This is a genomic window from Anaerococcus sp. Marseille-P9784 (genome assembly GCF_902500265.1).
Classification (GTDB): domain Bacteria; phylum Bacillota; class Clostridia; order Tissierellales; family Peptoniphilaceae; genus Anaerococcus.
This window is the reverse complement of the sequence record NZ_CABVOZ010000003.1, coordinates 294,519-314,325: the sequence shown is the minus strand read 5'-3', so window position 1 is coordinate 314,325 and position 19,807 is coordinate 294,519. Positions and strand designations below refer to the sequence as shown.

Annotated in this window: 24 protein-coding genes and 1 other RNA gene; 23 read left to right on the top strand and 2 right to left on the bottom strand. The window is 28.4% G+C overall.

The features are described from left to right. Positions 1-9 precede the first annotated feature (9 nt). The 7 genes from rpoD (at position 10) to GAN53_RS08135 (ending at position 7,303) form a co-directional block, all read left to right on the top strand. The gene (rpoD, locus tag GAN53_RS08165) at positions 10-1,824 is read left to right on the top strand and encodes an RNA polymerase sigma factor RpoD (protein WP_151410611.1); all 1,815 of its coding nucleotides are present in this window, start codon (positions 10-12) and stop codon (positions 1,822-1,824) included. Beyond that, complete coding sequence (locus GAN53_RS08160; RefSeq protein ID WP_151410610.1) at positions 1,824-2,516, top strand: tRNA (adenine(22)-N(1))-methyltransferase; 693 nt, start codon at positions 1,824-1,826, stop codon at positions 2,514-2,516. The genes rpoD and GAN53_RS08160 overlap by 1 nt, the downstream gene beginning before the upstream one ends. After that, on the top strand, positions 2,498-3,271 hold the full coding sequence (locus GAN53_RS08155) for a Nif3-like dinuclear metal center hexameric protein (protein WP_151410609.1): 774 nt from the start codon (positions 2,498-2,500) through the stop codon (positions 3,269-3,271). The genes GAN53_RS08160 and GAN53_RS08155 overlap by 19 nt, the downstream gene beginning before the upstream one ends. Before the next feature lie 41 nt (positions 3,272-3,312). After that, positions 3,313-3,649, top strand: an RNA gene (rnpB, locus tag GAN53_RS08150) — RNase P RNA component class A. Between the two features lie 211 nt (positions 3,650-3,860). Next, positions 3,861-5,477: a C40 family peptidase gene (locus GAN53_RS08145; RefSeq protein WP_192574104.1), complete on the top strand. Its 1,617-nt coding sequence runs from the start codon at positions 3,861-3,863 to the stop codon at positions 5,475-5,477. Between the two features lie 45 nt (positions 5,478-5,522). Further along, entirely contained in the window at positions 5,523-6,314 is a 792-nt protein-coding gene (locus GAN53_RS08140) for a bifunctional 5,10-methylenetetrahydrofolate dehydrogenase/5,10-methenyltetrahydrofolate cyclohydrolase (RefSeq protein WP_151410607.1), read from the top strand. Between the two features lie 2 nt (positions 6,315-6,316). Further along, the gene (locus GAN53_RS08135; RefSeq protein WP_151410606.1) at positions 6,317-7,303 is read left to right on the top strand and encodes a lipid II:glycine glycyltransferase FemX; all 987 of its coding nucleotides are present in this window, start codon (positions 6,317-6,319) and stop codon (positions 7,301-7,303) included. 43 nt (positions 7,304-7,346) lie between these two features. Here the strand turns inward: GAN53_RS08135 and tpx are convergent, their stop codons facing one another. Continuing rightward, positions 7,347-7,853: a thiol peroxidase gene (gene tpx, locus GAN53_RS08130; protein WP_151410605.1), complete on the bottom strand. Its 507-nt coding sequence runs from the start codon at positions 7,851-7,853 to the stop codon at positions 7,347-7,349. Between the two features lie 118 nt (positions 7,854-7,971). Here tpx and GAN53_RS08125 point away from each other — a divergent pair, with 118 nt between their 5' ends. From GAN53_RS08125 to GAN53_RS08100, 6 genes are all read left to right on the top strand, one after another. Then, positions 7,972-8,613, top strand: coding sequence for a 50S ribosomal protein L25 (locus GAN53_RS08125; protein ID WP_151410604.1), 642 nt, complete (start codon positions 7,972-7,974; stop codon positions 8,611-8,613). A gap of 147 nt (positions 8,614-8,760) precedes the next feature. Further along, positions 8,761-9,384: a dTMP kinase gene (tmk, locus tag GAN53_RS08120; protein WP_151410603.1), complete on the top strand. Its 624-nt coding sequence runs from the start codon at positions 8,761-8,763 to the stop codon at positions 9,382-9,384. A gap of 1 nt (position 9,385) precedes the next feature. Continuing rightward, complete coding sequence (locus GAN53_RS08115; protein ID WP_151410602.1) at positions 9,386-9,715, top strand: cyclic-di-AMP receptor; 330 nt, start codon at positions 9,386-9,388, stop codon at positions 9,713-9,715. Beyond that, a complete protein-coding gene (locus GAN53_RS08110) occupies positions 9,712-10,500 on the top strand; it encodes a DNA polymerase III subunit delta (RefSeq protein WP_151410601.1) in 789 nt (262 codons plus the stop codon). The genes GAN53_RS08115 and GAN53_RS08110 overlap by 4 nt, the downstream gene beginning before the upstream one ends. Before the next feature lie 4 nt (positions 10,501-10,504). Next, complete coding sequence (locus GAN53_RS08105) at positions 10,505-11,311, top strand: stage 0 sporulation family protein (protein ID WP_151410600.1); 807 nt, start codon at positions 10,505-10,507, stop codon at positions 11,309-11,311. A 128-nt stretch (positions 11,312-11,439) separates the two neighbouring features. Next, positions 11,440-11,613: an indolepyruvate ferredoxin oxidoreductase subunit alpha gene (locus GAN53_RS08100; RefSeq protein ID WP_151410599.1), complete on the top strand. Its 174-nt coding sequence runs from the start codon at positions 11,440-11,442 to the stop codon at positions 11,611-11,613. Positions 11,614-11,679: 66 nt separating this feature from the next. Here the strand turns inward: GAN53_RS08100 and GAN53_RS08095 are convergent, their stop codons facing one another. Next, positions 11,680-12,837 (bottom strand): nucleotidyltransferase family protein, encoded by a 1,158-nt coding sequence (locus GAN53_RS08095; protein ID WP_151410598.1) that lies wholly within the window; start codon positions 12,835-12,837, stop codon positions 11,680-11,682. Between the two features lie 128 nt (positions 12,838-12,965). On the opposite strand from GAN53_RS08095, the gene efp reads away from it, so the two are divergent. The 10 genes from efp to GAN53_RS08045 are packed head-to-tail and all read left to right on the top strand — an operon-like array spanning position 12,966 to position 19,807. Then, positions 12,966-13,523: an elongation factor P gene (gene efp, locus GAN53_RS08090; RefSeq protein WP_151410597.1), complete on the top strand. Its 558-nt coding sequence runs from the start codon at positions 12,966-12,968 to the stop codon at positions 13,521-13,523. A 10-nt stretch (positions 13,524-13,533) separates the two neighbouring features. Beyond that, complete coding sequence (locus GAN53_RS08085; protein WP_151410596.1) at positions 13,534-13,860, top strand: Asp23/Gls24 family envelope stress response protein; 327 nt, start codon at positions 13,534-13,536, stop codon at positions 13,858-13,860. Continuing rightward, the gene (gene nusB, locus GAN53_RS08080; protein WP_151410595.1) at positions 13,860-14,234 is read left to right on the top strand and encodes a transcription antitermination factor NusB; all 375 of its coding nucleotides are present in this window, start codon (positions 13,860-13,862) and stop codon (positions 14,232-14,234) included. The genes GAN53_RS08085 and nusB overlap by 1 nt, the downstream gene beginning before the upstream one ends. Then, positions 14,234-15,421 carry an exodeoxyribonuclease VII large subunit gene (gene xseA, locus GAN53_RS08075; protein ID WP_151410594.1) on the top strand — a complete coding sequence of 396 codons (1,188 nt, stop codon included), beginning with the start codon at positions 14,234-14,236 and terminating at the stop codon, positions 15,419-15,421. The genes nusB and xseA overlap by 1 nt, the downstream gene beginning before the upstream one ends. Beyond that, positions 15,414-15,599, top strand: a complete 186-nt coding sequence (gene xseB / locus GAN53_RS08070; RefSeq protein WP_151410593.1) for an exodeoxyribonuclease VII small subunit — start codon at positions 15,414-15,416, stop codon at positions 15,597-15,599. Before xseA ends, xseB begins: the two co-directional genes overlap by 8 nt. Beyond that, the gene (locus GAN53_RS08065) at positions 15,592-16,419 is read left to right on the top strand and encodes a polyprenyl synthetase family protein (protein WP_151410592.1); all 828 of its coding nucleotides are present in this window, start codon (positions 15,592-15,594) and stop codon (positions 16,417-16,419) included. Before xseB ends, GAN53_RS08065 begins: the two co-directional genes overlap by 8 nt. 9 nt (positions 16,420-16,428) lie before the next feature. Then, positions 16,429-16,881 (top strand): arginine repressor, encoded by a 453-nt coding sequence (locus tag GAN53_RS08060; RefSeq protein ID WP_099320584.1) that lies wholly within the window; start codon positions 16,429-16,431, stop codon positions 16,879-16,881. Next, complete coding sequence (gene recN / locus GAN53_RS08055; RefSeq protein ID WP_151410591.1) at positions 16,881-18,575, top strand: DNA repair protein RecN; 1,695 nt, start codon at positions 16,881-16,883, stop codon at positions 18,573-18,575. The genes GAN53_RS08060 and recN overlap by 1 nt, the downstream gene beginning before the upstream one ends. Continuing rightward, complete coding sequence (locus GAN53_RS08050) at positions 18,568-19,128, top strand: NUDIX hydrolase (protein ID WP_151410590.1); 561 nt, start codon at positions 18,568-18,570, stop codon at positions 19,126-19,128. The genes recN and GAN53_RS08050 overlap by 8 nt, the downstream gene beginning before the upstream one ends. Continuing rightward, complete coding sequence (locus GAN53_RS08045; protein WP_151410589.1) at positions 19,112-19,807, top strand: segregation and condensation protein A; 696 nt, start codon at positions 19,112-19,114, stop codon at positions 19,805-19,807. The genes GAN53_RS08050 and GAN53_RS08045 overlap by 17 nt, the downstream gene beginning before the upstream one ends.

Below are 19,807 nucleotides of genomic sequence, written 5' to 3'. Positions count from 1 at the left end.
GGAGAATTAATGACTAGCGAAAGCGATAAGTTGCTTGATGATGATGTTTTAAGAGAAATAATTGAGGAATTCCAAACAATTAGCGAATCTCAGGATGGTCTTATAACATATACACAATTATATACATTAGAAACATTCAAAGAAATTGAAGATGATAGCAAAAAATACGTCATTTCTCAAATTATTAACAGTGGGATCGAGATAGTTGAAAAACCTGAAGCAGAACTTGAGGAAGATTTAGATGATGAAACAATTGCTGATGACTTAGAAGATGAAGATCCCATAGATGATGAAAATTTAGACGATGATAAATTAACTGAAGAGATAGATGATGTAGAAAATATTTCTGGGATCAAATTAGATGATCCAGTCAAAATGTACTTAAAAGAAATAGGAAAAGTTTCATTATTAAGTGCCAGAGAAGAAATAGACCTAGCAAGAAAAATGGAAATGGGGGATATTTCCTATAAAAAATTACAGGGAATTAGACTCAATAAACAAAATAAAATAGAACTATCCAACAATATATTTTTTGGAAACATAGCTAAGGCAATTATTGATTGCAATAATCAGCTAAAGGTTTCTGATAAATTAACAGATACTTGTTTAGAAAACATAAATAGCATTATAGCCATTGGAAAATTATTTGAAGAAATATCACTAGATGAGACAGACCTAGAAAAGTTGGAAGAGTTAAAGGCAAAGATATTAATTTGCAATATAGCTCAAAATTCTGTTAGTGAAAATGAACTTTCCCAAAGCGATGCTAATTCTTTGTGTGACTTATTTGACTCCTTTGATCATTTTATAAATATAAACGAAAATGAAAATGTAGTTAATTTTGTCTATGAATCATTTACTGAACTATTATCAAAGGCTCTTAGCCAAGAATTTATGAAAACTTTTGATAAGATGACAATAAATGCTTTAATTTATGCTGGTCGCAGAGCAGAAGAATTAAAGGAAGGTTACTTGCTAAAAGAAGATGAAATACAAGAATTGGATAAATATATTAATCTAAATTCCATTTCAAGAACAATTTTAGATAAAGAATCACTTGATAGTGACGACATAGTAGCTTTAAAAAAAGCAATTTTAATATCAAAAAAAGCCAAACAAAAACTTGCTGAAACAAACCTCAGACTAGTAGTTTCTATTGCCAAAAAATATGTTGGAAGAGGAATGAGTTTTCTGGACCTTATTCAAGAAGGAAATATGGGCCTTATGAAAGCTGTCGATAAATATGATTACAATCGTGGCTTTAAATTCTCAACCTATGCAACCTGGTGGATAAGGCAAGCGATTACTCGCGCCATAGCTGATCAAGCAAGAACTATAAGAATACCAGTTCATATGGTTGAAACAATAAATAAACTTGTTAGAACCCAAAGACAACTAGTTCAAGATTTAGGTCGCGATCCTACAAATGAAGAGATTGCACATCAAATGGGCATTGATGTTGAAAAAGTTCAAGAAATCAGAAAAATTGCACAAGAGCCAGTATCACTTGAAACTCCAATAGGAGAAGAAGAGGATTCTCATTTGGGAGATTTTATTGAAGATGAAAGTGCTGTAAGTCCTGACGAGGCGGCAAATTACACCATGCTTCGTGAACACTTAAATGATGTTTTATCTTGCTTAGGATCAAGGGAAAAACGAGTTTTACAATTACGTTTTGGTCTAATAGATGGTACACCAAGGACACTTGAAGAAGTTGGCAAAGAATTTGATGTAACTCGTGAAAGAATTAGACAAATAGAAGCAAAAGCTTTAAGAAAGTTAAAGAGTCCTAACAAAAGCGACTCCTTGAAAGATTTTTTATAATGAACGATAAAAAAAGATTGATGGATATTATTAATTTAATAGACAAAGGAAAAAATGTTATAGATATAGGAACTGATCATGGATTAGTTCCTTTATATTTGGCAAAAAATGGGATAAGTGAGGATATTTTGGCAACAGACATATCTGAAAAATCCTTAGAAAAGTTAAAATTAGCTTTAGATGAAGATACGAAAGAAATAATTAGAACAAAAGTTACCGATGGTTTTAAAAATATTAAAAAGGCTAATAATCAAATAGCTATAATTGCTGGCATGGGAGCAAATACAATTATGGATATAATAAAAGATTCATTGGATTTTGCTAGAAATTTAGATTATATGATTCTTGCAAGCAATATTAACACAGAAAAATTGAGAATTTTCTTATCGGAAAATGATTTTGAAATAATTAACGATTTCTTATCTTATGAAAATGATAAATATTACGATATAATAAAAACTTCTTACAAAAAAGGAAAAAAATTAAACCTTGCAGAAACTTACTATGGGAAGGATGACATAAAAAATAAAAGCAAATTGCTACAAGAGAAGCTTGGAATAGATTATAAGAAGAATATGGCTTTTAAAAAAGACATTTTGGAAAAATCTCAGGATAAAAATGCACTTTTAAGAATAGATGAAAGACTTAAAGCAATTGAGGAGATAGAAAATATATGGAAATTAGAGAGTTAATAGATAAATTGTGCAAAAAATACCCTTTAGATTTACAAGAAGAATGGGATAATTCAGGACTTCAAATTGGAAATCTTAACAATAAATTAAAGGGCGTTTTGATAAGTTTGGACTTAGAAGATGAGGGGATTGATTTGGCTTTAGAAAATAATAACTGTAATCTAATCATAACTCACCATCCATATTTATTTAAGCCAACAAATTCCATAGATTTTGCAGATCCTTTTTATAGACGATTAGAAAAAATAGTAAAAAATGATATTACAGTATTTGCCATGCACACAAACTTAGATATAGCCTTTGATGGACTAAATGATAATTTGTGCGAAATTTTGGATATAAAAAATCCTAAAGTTTTAGAATATGGAAAAGAAATTGGCCTTGGTCGATTTGGTAATATAGATCTAATTAGTGCTGATAAATTTTCAAAAATAGTTAAAGGAAAATTAAAAGCAAATAAGCTTATTAGCTATGGAAATTTAGATAAAAAAATAGAAAAAATTGCAGTTTGCGGTGGTTCAGGTTCATCTCTTTTTGATGATGCAATAAAGCAAGGCTGTGATTTGATGGTAACTGGAGATGTTTCTTATCATATGGCTATGGATTATTCAAACAGAGGTCTAATTATAGTTGATCCCGGTCATTTTGCCAGCGAAAATCATATTATTTATAAATTAGAAAAAGTAATTAAAGAAATGACTGATGTCAAAGTTTGTACTTTTTCTAAAGAAGATTCATTTAGAACTTTTATTTAAGAGAATTTTACAAATCAAATTAAATTGGTATATTAAATCATGGAGTAAGCCAGATAATCGCGGCTTAGTACGAGGAAAGTCCGTGCACCACAGAGCAAGGATGCTTGATAACGTCAAGTGAGAGTGATCTTAAGGATAGTGCAACAGAAAGTATACCGCCAATTTTTTGGTAAGGTTGGAATGGTGAGGTAAGAGCTTACCAGCTATATGGTGACATATAGGCTATGTAAACCCCATCCGGTGCAAGAACGAAGGGATGTAAAACAAGACTTGCTCGGTCTTGATCCAGAATGGTTGTTCGCTTGAGCTTATTGGCGACAGTAAGCCTAGATAGATGATTATCAAATACAGAACACGGCTTATAGGTTTGCTCCTTACATAAAGGTTACAAATTGTAACTATTTTTAATAAAAAATCATTTTTTTATTACACTTTTTCTCATATTACAAGGAAATTTTACAAAAATTTTCCATAAATATGTTAAAAGTGTAATTTTTTTGTAATATATTGTTGACTAATTTGTAAAAATAAGATAACATATAGAAAGATTAATTAAGAATATAAAATTTACCAGGAGATGATTAATAATATGAATAAAAAAAATATAGGAGCAGCTTTTTCTGTACTAGCCGCAATTTCTGCAGGTGCTACAGTTTATGCTTCTACAATGAATAATTTAGATTCTGATAAAAATACAAATTCAATGATTAAACCTCATTATACAGATAATATATACGACCAATACTCATTGGCAAAATCAGATTATACCAAAGATATAAAAAACACCTCAATTTCAAATGAAAAAAGAGAAGTTAAAAAAACTGACGATAGCAAAGTAGAAGTTTTACAAATAGAAGTGGCAGCAAAAGAGATTGTGCTAGATACAATTACTGCTGTTTATGAGAATGAAAAATATGAAGAAGATGATCCAATGAATGAAGAAAGCTTAGAAAATGTTGAAGATAATCAAGAAAACTTGGAAGATTCTAATGAAGAATTAGTAGAAAATGACCAAAGAGATTTAAATGAAAATTCCTCAGACGAGATTGAAGCATCAAATAAAAAAGATCTTGAAAATCAAAGCTATTCTAATAATGAAACATCAAATGCAAATGATAATACTAACCAACAAGCAAATGAAATTGTCAGTAAATTTGTAAACACAAAAGCCTTAAACATTAGAAGCTCAAAAGATATGGCTAGCTTTTCAAACATTGTTAATACCATTACAGCTGGTCAAAAAATTGATGGAAGTATTGACGGAGATTGGCTAAAAACAGATTATGGTTATGTAAGCTTGGCTTATCTTTCAGATTATTATCCTCAAGCTTTAGTTGAATCAATTAATGCCGAAAAAGAAAATGAAGAGCTTCACCAAGAAAATGTCAATGAAGCTAATCAGGAAAATTTTAAGGAATTAGAAAATCATAGCACAGAAACTACAGAAGAAAGTCAAATAGTAAATGAAAATGCTCAAACAGAAGAAAATAGGGCAAATGAGAATTATGAAGAATTTTACGGTCAAGCCTTTACTGGATGGGTTGCTAACTCTCAAGGTATAAATGTTAGAAATAAGCCTAATGATGGTCAAATTATTGGCGTTTTGAGCAAAAATACCAAGGTGGTCGGTGAAATTTCAAATGGTTGGGTAAAATTTGATTATAATGGATCAAAGGCTTACGCTTCATCATATTATATGTCAACATCTGAAGTCCTTGAAAATTCAGAAGCTGTTGAAGAAGTAAAACAAGAGCAAGAAATTGTTAAAGAAGAATCTGTAAAAGAAGAACAAACTTTCATTTCCAATAAAAATCAAAACTTACAAATTAATGCTAACGGAGGTAAAGCTGCAAGTATTGCTTGTCAATTTGCAGGATATCCTTATGTTTGGGGAGGAGCAAATCCATCAAGTGGATTTGACTGCTCAGGACTTGTAGTTTACGCTTATAAGCAACTTGGAATTTCCTTGCCTCACCTTGCATCTAGTCAAATGTCTGCAGGATATGCAGTAGATTATAATAATTTACAAGCAGGAGATCTAATATTCTTTTCTATGAAAGGAAATGGTATTGACCATGTTGGAATTATAACAGGTTCAGATGGTAGTTTCATTCATGCTTCAAGTCCAAATACTGGCGTAAAATACGATAATTTGTATAATAGTTATTATAAAAACTATTTCAAGGGAGCCAGAAGAATATTTTAAAAATATAATAAAACGTCCAAGGGGCGTTTTTTTATTGGAGATTATATGAAAATTTTAACTACAGATGAAATAAAAGATGAGCTAATAGAAAAGATAAGGTCAAAGAAAATTAATAACAAACTAATTATTGTATCTCAAGGGCCAAATGACGAGGGTATAGCCTATAAAAATTTTTTAGTAAAAAGATCAGTTGCCTTTAATATAGCTTATGAATATAAGAACTTTGAAATTGATGTTCCAAAAGAAGAAATCTTAGAATATTTAAATTCTCAAAGCAAAGATGATGGATTTATAATAATTATGCCATTTGCTAATAATGAATACTTGCCTTTTTTAAGAGATAAAATTCTTATCAAAGATTTAGATGGTTTTACATACAGATCTCAAGGAAGAGTTATGGCAGGAATTTTTGATTCACTGCCTGCAACAAGTAAGGCTATTGCAAGAACTATAACAAAATTTTCAGAAATCAAGAAAAAAAGTATAACTCTTGCTAATAGTACAAATTTAATTGGTCTACCTCTAGCATTATATTTGTCAAAAAATGGAGCAACTGTTAGCATTATGAACAGCTCAACAAAGAATCCAGTTGAACTTGTAAAAAATTCAGATATTTTTATATCTGCTATTGGCAAGGCTAATTATTTTGACAAAAAATACTTTAGAGATGGTCAATTGCTTATAGATGTAGGAAGCTCTGTAGTTAATGGTATGGTAATTGGTGATATTGATTATGAAAATTTAGAAGACTTGGATGTAAATGTTATAACTCACAAAAAAGGTATTGGAGCAATTACCACCTTAAGTCTAATCGAAAGTTTAATAAGCAAGGAGTAAAAATGCCAATAGTTGATAATGAAACAGATTTTCAAAGATACATAGATTTTGTAAGAAATAGTCCTTACGCTAAACCAATGCAAGATCCTAATTGGTCAAAAATTAAAAACAATTGGACTAGTGATTATGTATATTTAGAAGAAAATAAGCAAATAATAGCAGCTTTAAGCGTTATAGGAATAAAAAATACCAACGGTAAACATTTTTTATATGCACCAAGAGGTCCAGTGTGCGACTTTTGGGATTTTGACTTAGTTGAAAGATTAATCGAAGAAGTAGCTCCTCTAAAAGATAAATACGATGCTTTTTTGCTTAGGATTGATCCGGAAATATTATTTAATGAAAAAATAATCTACGAATATCAAAATAGGGGTTATGAATTTAGGACATATCCACTAACTAACCATGCTTTCACCCAACCTAGACATAATATGGTTTTGGATATTAATTTTAGAGATGAAGATGAATTATTAGCAAGTTTTTCAACATCATGCAGAAGAAATATTAGAAAGGCCTACAAAAACAAGCTAAAAACTATCCATACAAAAGACCTATCAGAAGTAGATACATTTTATGAACTAACAAAAATTATGGCAGAAAGACAGGGCATAGGACATAGACCAAAGGATTATTTCCAAAGACTAATGGAATATATGGATGGCCACATTTTCACAACTTATTACAATGATAAAGCCTTATCTTCGTCTTTACTAATACCATATAATGACAAAGTTTATTATTTGTATGCTGCAAGCTCAAATGAAAATAGAGAATTGATGCCAAATTATCAGATGATTTGGGAAGAAATTAAATGGACTATGAAAAATGATTATAGGTACTTTGATTTTGGTGGAGTATTCTCTCTAGATATTAAAGATGGTTTATATCGCTTCAAAGAAAGATTTACAAGAAGTGAAGGTATTTATAATTTTATTGGTGAATTAGATGTAGTTTATGATAAAGAAAAATACCAAGAATTTATTAAATAAACAATAAGGGACTAAAAGTTTTAAGCTTTAAGTCCCTTTTATATTATAATTCTTTAGCGGCTTTGATAGCCTTATCTATATCTGGTAAATTTGTGTTTTGATCTAAATATTCAACATATCTAATGGTTTTATCCTCATCAATTATAAAAATCGCTCTGTTGAGTAGCTTTAACTCTTCTATTAGAACTCCATAGTTATTGCCAAATTCTCTTTTTATATAATCAGATAAAAATGTCATTTCTTTTGAATCTTTTTCTTTTATGAATCTCTCTTGAGCAAATGGCAAATCATTTGATATGGTAATGATATTAAATCTATAATCATTTTCTTTATTTGCTTTATTTAGTAAAAATGTTTGTAATTCACATACAGATGTATCCAAAGAAGGAACTACTGACAAAATTACTGGAAATTTTGCATCTTTATAAAAATTAAAATTTGATAAATCTAGATTTGTTGCATTAAAATCCATAGCTTTATCACCGACTTTTAACTTGTCACCACTAACATTTAATTCAAGAGTTCCAAATTTAACTTTCCTATCTGCCATAGTAATCTCCTTAAAATATTATTATAACTTATATATACATTCTATAATAAATAAAAAAAATTGTAAAGACGTTTAAAATAGGGTATAATTAGCAGGTATGAATATATAAGGAGGGAATATGGCAGACTTAGTTTTAAACGCAAACAAGAGAGAAGCTATTGGAAAAAATAAAGTTAATAAATTAAGAGCAGAAGATATAGTTCCAGGCGTTGTTTATGCCAAAAACGAAGATAATATTAATGTTCAAGTTATCTCAAAAGATTTTGATAGAATACTTAGACAAGCTGGTACATCAACAATTATCACATTAGATATAGATGGTGAAAATAAAGATGTACTTATTAAGGAATATCAAACACATCCATACAAAAATCAATTTTTACATGTAGATTTCCAAGCAATCAACCAAAATGAAACAATCAGAGTTTCTGTTCCTATAGTATTGATAGGAAGAGATGATATTGAAATTGCTCAATCAGTACTTGTACAAAATTTGGATACAGTTGAAGTTGAATGTTTACCAAAATACATTCCACAAACAGCAGATGTTAATGTAGCTGACATTCAAATTGGAGATAATAAAACTATAGCTGATCTTGATATTTTTGCCAATGAAAATATTACTATTCTTGGAGAAGAAGATGAAGTAATTTGCTCATTACAAGAAGTTAGTGAAGAAGAAATTTCAGAAGAAACTGAAGAAACAAGCGCAGCTGACGTACCAACTGTTGGTGAAACAGAGCAAGAAGAAGAAAATTAATCATCAAAAGATAAAGACCTTAGGGTCTTTTTTTATTTGTAGAATTTATAAATATTGTCAACAAATTAATATAAATATTCTAATAATTTAATATGATATAATTGTATAATATTGAAAAACTTTCCTTTAATCTGATATAATATATCTATGAATGGGAAATTTATTGTTTTTGAAGGACCTGATGGTTCAGGCAAAACTACGATACTAAAAAAAGTAAATGAAGTATTAACTAATCAAGGTTACAAAGTAAATGTCTTTAGGGAACCAGGTGGAACAAAAATATCAGAAAAAATTAGAGATATTATAATCGACAATGATAATAAAGAGATGGCTGATAAAACCGAAGCTTTGTTATTTGCCGCAAGTCGTGCTCAATTGGTTGAAGAAAAATTCAAGCCCTTACTAAACAAAGGTGAAATTATTTTTTCTGATAGATACGTTCTAAGTTCTTTGACATATCAAGGTGTTGGCAGAAAACTTGGTATAAAAGAAGTAGAGGAAATAAATAATTTTGCAACAAGTGGCATAAAACCTGACATAACCATATTTTTTGACATCGATTATAAAGAAGCTTTACTTAGAAAAAGAGCGAATTTTTCTGCTGATAGACTAGAAAATGAAGATTTTCAATTTCATAAAGATATTTTTGATGCATATTTGGATATGGCAGAAAAATTTAAAGAAGATATTGTAAAAATTGATGCTAGTTTAAGCGTTGATGAAGTTACAGATAATGTTTTAAGCTTGATATATAAAATTTTGGAGGATTAATATGAAATTATTAATAGCAATAGTTCAAGATGCTGACGTAAATTTTTTGATGGACGCTCTTACTGAACATTCTTATAGAGTTACAAAACTTTCAACAACTGGAGGATTTCTAAAAAAAGGAAATACCACTCTTTTGATAGGTGTTGAAGAAGATCAACTAAAGGAAGTTTTAAATATTATTGAATCTAATTGTAAGAGAAGAAATACAACTACTACAATAATTAATCCATCATCAGAAAGTTCTTTATTAACAAATACAGTGCCTATAGATATTACAGTTGGTGGTGCAACAATTTTTGTAGTCGATGTGGATCAATACATTAGACTATGAGGATTTTACAAGAACAAATAAATAATAATTTATTATCCAACGCTTATATTTTTGAAGGAATTAATGAATCAGAAAATTTATCTAAAGCTTATGATTTTGCAGAAAAAATATTTAGCAAAAATGGAATAAATTTAAAAAAAGAGTTAAATCCTGATTTATTTGTTATTGACAAAAACTTAGATACAATAGATATTAATACAATAAGAGATCTTATAAAAGATATCTATCTAAAGCCAAGAAATGACAAGGTTAAAATTTACATAATACACCGTAGTCAAAATATGAATAAAATCGCATCCAACGCCTTACTAAAAACCTTAGAAGATCTTAAAAGTTATAATATTATTATATTTACAACAACAAATAAAGATTTATTGTTATCAACTATTAGATCTAGGTGCCAAATAATTAGAATAAGCTTTGAGGAAGAAAAATCAAATATTGATTTAGAAAAACTTTCCATGATAATTTCTGAAGTCTATAAAAAAAATATAGCCGTATTTTATGAAAATAAAGATTTTTTTCAAAATAAAGAAGAGAAATACGAAATTATAGATGGATTTTTATATATATTTAAAATTATTATTAATAAAAAATACTATGGCGATGAATTAGAATGCGAAGAACTATCATATAATATTTTTAATTTGTGTCAATTAAATTTTGACCAATTAGAAGAAATTGTTAATTTTATTAGCGATATTAGATTAGAACTAAAAAATAATGTAAATTTTGATTTGGCAATAGAAGAGATTATTTTTAACATATACAATAAAGGAAGGTAGAAATTTGATTGTAGTCGGTATTCGATTTATAGAAGCTGGGAAAATAGATTACTTTACATCAAATAATTTAGATTTACACTTAAAACAAAAAGTTGTAGTAGACAGTGAAAACGGATTAGAAATAGGAGAGGTAGTTGTTTTAAAAATAGATGAGGATAAAAGCAAGTATAATAATGGACTAAAAGAAATTATAAGAATTGCTAGTGATAAGGATCTAGAACAACAAAAAACCAATAACTTAGATGCTAAAGAAGCTTTGGAGATCTGTCAAAAAAGAGCGGACTTTTATAAATTAAATATGAAAATAGTAAAAAGTGAATATACTTTGGACAAAGTTAAGCTAACATTTTACTTTACAGCAGCTAATAGAGTTGACTTTAGGGAATTAGTAAAAGATTTAGCAGCAAGATTTAAAAGCAGGATAGAGCTAAGGCAAATTGGCGTTAGAGATCACGCTAAATTATTAAAACACTACGGTTCATGTGGTCAAGAGTGTTGCTGTTCTAGACATCTTACAAATTTTACACCCTTATCTATAAAATTTGCTAAAGATCAAAATATTAGCCTAGATCCAAACAAAATTTCAGGTGTTTGTGGTAGACTTATGTGTTGCTTGGGATATGAAGAAGATTGTTATGAACAAATAAAGAGAACCATGCCAAAATGTGGTAGCGAGATAATTACTGACGAAGGAGCTGGAATTGTAATTAAAAATGATTTCGTAAAAGAGGAATGCCTAGTTAGAATCAAAAATGATGAAGACCAGCTAATTGAAAAAACTTTTACTTTGTCAGAAATACATGGAGATTAGAATGATATTCATTATCAAAATGAATAAATTTTCTTTAAAATTGCTAAATTTAGCATAAATATAACCAAATATTGACAAAAATGAATAAGTATCGTATACTATCTATATAATAATTAGGAGGTAATACAATGGCTTATAAAATTGAAGCAGATACATGTATATCTTGTGGAACTTGTGCAGGTGAATGCCCTGTAGATGCTATCTCAGCTGGAGATGATGCATACGTAATAGATGCAGATACTTGCATAGATTGTGGAACTTGTGCTTCTGTTTGTCCAGTAGACGCAATCGATCCAGAATAAAATACATATAATATTAGACATATAAAGTGATATCAAAAATTGTAAAAGATTTTGATATCACTTTTTTTATAATTTTATAATCTTGTTTGTATAATCAAAGTTTAAAGGTCTTCCTGTTGCTAAAGAAAATAAATTTGAAGCTTCTATCATTTTATCTAAAATAATTTTATCAGTAGGGGATAAATTTTTTCTATCATTTTTGCAAAGAAAGGAATTTAAATTTGGATTTCTTAAAATAGCTTGTGATTTTTCATTAAAAGCCAATACTTTATAAAAGTTTATATCAAAGTCGTTGAAATTTTGTGTGATTCCCAAAATGTAATTAAGTATTAGTCTTTTTATTCTTGAAGTAGTAAATCTTTTATTTGTTGATCTTTCAAGAAATAAATTTATGTCTTTTTCTACATAAGCTATTTTTTTAAGATAATTATCAAGTCCTTCTTCGTAACCAATAATATTTTTCATATCTTTATCTTTTATCAATAATAGAAATTTGAAAAGATCATAAAAATAATCGTAATTAGTAAAGTTGTACAAGTCTTTGAAATTTTCAATCTCATTATAAGAATAAGTTGGCAAATGCTTCTTATAATCTCCATAAATATTTTTCCTAATAGCAGTTGAGGATGAAAAAAAATCTTCCCTTAGATAATCATCTTGATTTAGAGATGAGATTCTTTTTATTGGTAGGACATTAATATTTGAATTAATATTATTTATTGCCCTAATATACTCAAAGGCCAAAATATTGTTTGAAGAGATGAAATTATCATCATTAAGTAAGCTAGCAATAGAATCATATCTGGCTTTTGCGAACGATTTATTTTCAAGATTATCTCTAGTGAGCTTTTCAAGTTTATCATTATTTTCTATCAAAAAATAAGATTTATTCAAGAAATCATCAGCTTCTAAATTTTCGATTCCAAAGCAAAGATAGTCCACTCCTATTTTATCAAGCATAATAACCGAACCTTTAGCAAAAAATTCCGCTGCTTGCAAGCTTATGTGGATTGGCATTTCAATAATCATATCAAAGCCGGCATCCATTGCAGATTTGGCCCTTGAAAATTTATCAATAATACTTGGGTCACCTCTTTGGACGAAATCACCACTCATTAAGCTAATGGCAGTGTAATTTTTTAAAATATTCTTTGATTTTTCTAAGATGTATTTATGCCCGTTATGAAAGGGATTAAATTCTGAAATAATAGCAAAAGTTTTCATAAGAGTTTTATACCCTAATATTGTATAATTTCCTAATTATTATATAAAAATCATAAATATTTATAAATTCTAGTACCAATAAAATACAAAATATGGTATAATAATGTGAGAAAATATTAGGAGGATTTATGATATCTGCAAATGAATTAAGAAAAGGTGTTACCTTTGTTTATGATAATGATGTTTATCAAGTAATTGATTTCCAACACGTTAAACCAGGTAAGGGAGCTGCTTTTGTTCGTACAAAAATTAGATCAGTAATGGCTGGAGGAACAAAAGATGTTACTTTTAATCCAAATGAAAAATTTGAAAACGCAATAATTTCAACCAAAGAAATGCAATATTTATACAACGATGGACAACTTTATTATTTTATGGATCCAGAAAGTTTTGAACAAATTGGTATTGAATATGAAGCTGTTGAAGAAGCTATAAAATATGTAAAAGAAAATGATTCTGTTCAAATAAAATTCTACCAAGGAAAACCATTTAATGTCGATGCACCAAATTTTGTTGAATTAAAAGTTATCGAAACTGAACCAGGAATCAAGGGTGATACAGCAACAAATGTTACAAAACCTGCTACAGTTGAAACAGGAGCAGTAATTAATGTTCCAATTTTTGTAAATGAGGGTGATGTTATAAAAATTGATACAAGAACTGGAGATTATTTATCAAGAGTATAAGGAGAAATAGATGGCTAATTCTTTTAGACATGGCAATGTAAAAATAGCAAATGAAATACTTGAGCAATTGGCTATAAGAGCCTGCAAAGAAGTAAATGGTGTTTATAATTTAGAGGATTCATCTGTAACAACTAACCACAAAGACCTAGAACCTAAAGCACTTGTAAATCAATTAGACGAGAAAATTAATATCGATTTGACTATAAATTTGAGCAAAAATGTAAATGTAAGAAAGATTGTCAAAGAGATCCAAGAAAATGTAAAAAGAGTTATTGAATCTATGACTGGTCTTACTGTTGGTCGCATAAATGTTAATGTGGGAAAACTTGAAATCTAATGAATAGAAAGACACAAAGAGATTGGATATTTAAGCTCATTTACGAAGATAGCATTAATAAAATTGAAAATTTAGACAAAGTTTTAGAAAATCATAATTTATCAGAAGAAACGTTTATAAGAGAATCTATAAATTCATACAACGAAAACTATGAAAAGATAGAAGAAATTCTCAAAAACCATCTAAAAAAAAGATACAATAGGCTTTCAAAAGTTGAAAAATCCATTTTATTTCTTTCGGTAAACGAAATATATTTTATGGATATTCCTCACCAAGTATCAATAAACGAAGCTGTTGAACTAGCTAAAACTTATTGCAACGACAATGATTATCAAATAATTAATTCAGTCTTAGGGAAAATTGTAAGATCATAATGTTAAAAGCTTTAAGTGTCAAACAATTTAATGAATATATAAAAACAAGCATCAAACATGATCCGATTTTATCTAGAGTTTATATCAAAGGTAGTGTTTATAATATTAGAAATAATGGCAATCACTTATATTTTTCATTAAAAGAAGATGAAGATATAATTGATTGCGTCATTTATTATTATGAAACTAGTGATATTAGCCTTGATTTTAATAATGGCATGGATGTAGTTGTTAAAGGTAATCTATTATTAAATAATTATTCCTCAAGACTAACAATAGCAGTCAATTCTGTAGACAAAGATGGTCTATCAGAGCAATATCTTAAATTTTTAAAAATGAAAGAGGAATTTAATAATAAGGGATATTTTGACGAAAATAATAAAAAAGAGATTAAAGATTTTCCCGACAAAATTGGCTTAATTACATCAATTGATGGCGCTGCGATTGTTGATTTTATTTCTGTCATTAATCAAAAACCTAACGATATTACGATCAAATTACTACCAGTAAAAGTACAAGGCCAAAAAGCTGTTAGCAAAATTTGTAAATCTTTAGAATATCTAGATCAATTATCTTTAGATGCAATAGTTATAACTAGGGGCGGTGGCTCAGACATAGATTTGTCTGTTTTTAACAGTAGAGAAATTATTGAATCTGCTTTTAAGGCAAAAACTCCGATTATCTCGGCAATAGGTCATAAAATCGATACCACTCTTATCGATTTAGTAGCAGATAAGTCTTTGCAAACCCCAACCGAAGCTGGTTCTTTTATCAGTAGGAATTATTTGGATATAGAAGTCGAATATAAAAAATATTTAAGGCAAATCCAAGCTGTTGTTCAAAGAAAAATAAATTTATATACACTTAAATTGAATGTTTTATCCAAAGACTTATCCTATAAAAATCCTTATAGAAAAATTCTGGAATTAGAAAATAGTATTAAGATTTTAAAGACTTATATCGATAAAGACATACAAGATAGATTTAAAGATGAAAAATTGAAACTTAAGCTTATCAAGGCTAGGTTAGAAGCTAGTAAAAATTTAATTGAACTTAGAAAAAAACAAATAAGTATAAAAAATAAAAATGGCGAAGAAATTTATTCACGATTCTCTGTGAAAGATCGAGAAGTAATTGAAATTACTTTCTCAGATGGAAGCATAAAGGCGGTTATTGATAATGGATAAATCATTTGATGATAAATATAAACAAATGCAAGATTTGTTGACAAAACTTGAAAATAACGAAGATAACTTAGAAGAAAGTATAAAAATTTACCAGAAAGCCCAAGATTTATACAAAGAATTGAGTGAGCAACTAGACGATTATAAGGCAAAAATTGAAGTGATAGATATAGATGAATAATATTGAATTTGAACAAAGAATTAATGAAAACAAATCAATAATCGATAATAAAATAAAAACTTATTTTAATGGAAATTATAATCTAGAAACTCCTATGGATTATGCCTTGGAGGGTGGAAAAAGGATAAGGGCATCTATTTTTTTAGAAACTCTTAAGATGCTTGGAAAAACAATAGAAGATACTGATATTTTATTTGCTTTAGCTCTTGAAATGGTTCATGCCTATTCTTTGGTTCACGATGATTTGCCATGTATGGATAATGATGATCTTCGTAGAGGAAAAGCTACAGTACATACAAAATTTGGCGAGGACATTGCAGTATTAACAGGGGATGCTCTATTAAATGAAGCAGCTTCTTTGCTTTTTGAAATTTCTCTAGAAAACAAGTCATATATAAAAGCATCAAAATATCTTTTAGATCATGCAGGATACAAAGGAATGTTAGGTGGCCAAGTTTTGGATCTAAAAAGAGATATAAAAGCCACAAAAGATTATATCTTTAAAGTCTATGATAAAAAAACTGCCGATTTATTTAGGGTAAGCCTAGTAAGTCCTGGTCTAATATTGGATTTATCAGAAGATAAATTAATAAAATTAGAGAACTATGCCAAAGCTATTGGCCTAGGATATCAGATCAAAGATGATTTGCTAGAAGAAAATTACAAAGGTGAATTAAATATTTTAAATATATTAGATAAAGAAGATGCTATAAATTTATTAGAAGAAGAAAATAAAATAGCAAGATTAAGTATCGTTGATTTTGATGATAACGATTTTTTGCTTGAGCTAATAGACTATTTAACTAAAAGAGATATGTAGGGATTGAAGATGAAAAAATACACAAGACAAAGATTAATTCTTGATATCATACAAAACAATGAAGTGAAAACTCAAAGTCAATTATCTAAAATGCTAAAAAGCCACGGAGTAGATGCAACTCAGGCTACAATATCAAGGGATATCAAAGAACTAAGAATATCAAAAGTACAAACAGATGATTATGAGTATAAATACACAGTAGTTGACACAGTTTATGATACCTTAAATGAAAGAATGGAAAAAATATTCAAAGAATCAGTGCTATCGGTAGAAAAATCAGCACAGCTTTGTGTAATTAAAACAATATCTTATTGCGCAACTGTATGTGGACAATTTATAACAAATGCAAAGTTAGAGAATGTTGGTGGAATGGTAACTGGCATAGATACTATTTTTATAAGCCCAAAAGACTATTCTAATTTAGATCAACTAATAGAACAAATTAGAGATATGGTTAAATAATGTTAGCAGAACTTTTTATAGATAATTTTATAATTATAAAAAGAAATCATATAATTTTTGAAGATGGCTTTAACGTACTTACTGGAGAAACTGGATCAGGGAAATCTCTAATACTTGAAGCCATTAATTTGTTATTGGGGAAAAAAGTGAATAAAGATGTTATCGGTAGATTTTCTGAGAAAACAACTATTGAGGGAATATTTATCTTAGATGAAAAAAATAAAAAAATTTTAGAAGATAACACAATAATATTTGATGAAGATGACAATAAGCTAATAATTAATAGAACAATAGGAAAAAAATCATCAACACTTAGAATTAATGGAAGAATAGCAAATCTAACAAGTTTAAGAGAAATAGCCCCAATTTTGATTGATATTTATAAGCAAGGCGATTCAAATGCTTTTATGAATAAGTCAAATTACGTCTATCTAATTGATAGTTATTCAAACGATAAAGAAACCATTGACTTAAAAAAAACCATAAGATCACTAGTTGGTCAAAGAAATGAATATATAGAAAAATTTGAGAATTTGAATTTAACTGATGAGGAAATTAGTAGAGAGCGCGACCTAATAGAATATCAAATTTTTGAAATTGATCAAGTAGATTTATCAAATATTAACGAAGAAGAAATAGATGAGGAATACAAAAAATTAACTAGTATTAACGAGATTAGAGAAGCTATTGAAAATTCGAAAAATATTTTAGATTCATCTGATTATGATACAATATCTGCAACAGAAATGATAAATAGATCTATGACAGAATTATCAGCTCTTACAAACCTTGATGAAAAATTAAGTGTTTTTTACGATAGATTATCCTCATTAAATGATGAAATAGGCGATATATATTCTGAAATGGATTTATACGAAGAAAATCTCGTAGGTGATCCCTATCGACAACAAGAGCTTGAAGATTTAATGGAAATAATTTTTAAGCTAAAGAGAAAATACGGTCACAGCATAGAAGATATATTAAACTTCTATGATAATATTTCTAATAGATTAGAAGAACTAAACGAAATTGACGATCTAAAGAATAATCTTGACAAATTCATAAACGAAATTGATGGCAAATTAGAAAAAAATGCGCTTAAATTACATGAAATTAGAAACAAAAAAAGTAAGATTATTGAAGAGAAGATAAATAAATCTATAAGAGAGTTAAATATCAAAAACGGTCTATTAAAAATTAAAATTTCAAGAAAAGACAAAATTGATGTAAATGGCTTTGATGATGTTGATTTTCTAATAAGAACTAATAAGGGAGAAGATTTAAAATCTTTGCAAGATACAGCTTCAGGTGGCGAAATTTCAAGAATTATGTTAGCTTTTAAAGAAATTTTTGCTGATTTTGATGATGTTGACACCATGATATTTGATGAAATCGACACAGGAATTTCAGGAAGAACGGCTCAAATAGTAGGAGAAAAGATACTTGATTTATCTAAAACTAGACAGGTAATTTCAATAAGTCACCTACCACAAATAGCAGCTTTGGCCAATAATCACCTATTAATCAGTAAGAAAGATGAGGGGGACTTTACAATTTCAAGCACAAAAAAGATCGAAAATAAAGATAGAGTAGAGGAAATTGCAAGACTTATTGGTGGAGTAAATATAACTAACAAAACAATTGCATCTGCAAGTGAAATGCTTACAATGGCACAGGAGTTAATAAATGAGTGAAGATAAATTTTATGAAAAATCTATTAAATCTGATACTATTTACGATGGAAAAATTTTAAAACTTAGAGTCGACACTGTTGAGCTTTATAACAAAAAATATTCCAAAAGAGAAATCGTTGATCACCAAAAAGGTGTAGGAATAATAGCTTTTGATGGTGAAAATAAGTTATGGCTAGTAAAACAATATAGGATAGCAATTGATAAAGTAACCCTTGAAATACCAGCAGGTTTAGTTGAAAGCAACGAAGTGCCAATCGAAGCTGCAAAAAGAGAACTTCAAGAAGAAATTGGCTATTATCCAGAAAAAATAGACTTTTTATTCAATATGCACTCATCACCTGGTTTTACCAATGACAAATTATCATTTTTTAAAGCTAGTGAGCTTAAAGAATCAAAACTAGAAGAAGATGAAGATGAAAATCTCATTGCAAAATCATATAATATTGATGATTTATGGGAAATGGTATTAAATGGTGAAATTACAGATGCTAAAACCGTAATTGCCATCCAATATGCTAAGAATTTGAAATTAAAAAATGAATTTAAAGATTGAACTAGAGGGCTTTACTGGCCCTTTTGATTTGCTGGTAAATCTTATTGAAAAAAATAAAATTGATATTTATGATATCAAACTAGAAGAAATTACAAATGAATATCTAAAAGAAATTGAGAAATTAGATCCTCAGATAGACGATTTAAGTGAATTTATTTATGTGGCTGCAATCTTACTAAATATCAAATCGAGAAAATTGTTGCCACAGGAAGATGACGAGGAAAATCTTGAAGAAGATTTTATAAACTACCTAATTGATTATAAAAAAATTAAATCAGTCCAAGAAGATTTAAAATATCTTGAAGATGAGGCAAATAAAATATATTCAAAATATCAAGAAGATCTCAGTCAATTTTTGGATAATGAAGAAATAATTATTGCTGACGCTAAAATTTTAGCAAAACAATATGAAAAGCTACTAAAAAGTTTCGATGAAACTCCAGATAGCAAAGAATTATTGTCGATTAGTAAATTGCCTGATGTAAATGATTATCTTATAAACTATAGGAAAGCATTAGACATAAGAAGCGAATTAAGATTAGATTTAATTATAAATGATATTCACAATAAAAGTGAATGTATAGCTAGTTTTTTGGCTTTGTTAGAGCTTTTCAAATTGGACGAAATATATTTACTGCAGGATAAGGGCAACAAATTTTATATAAAAAAAAGATTGTAG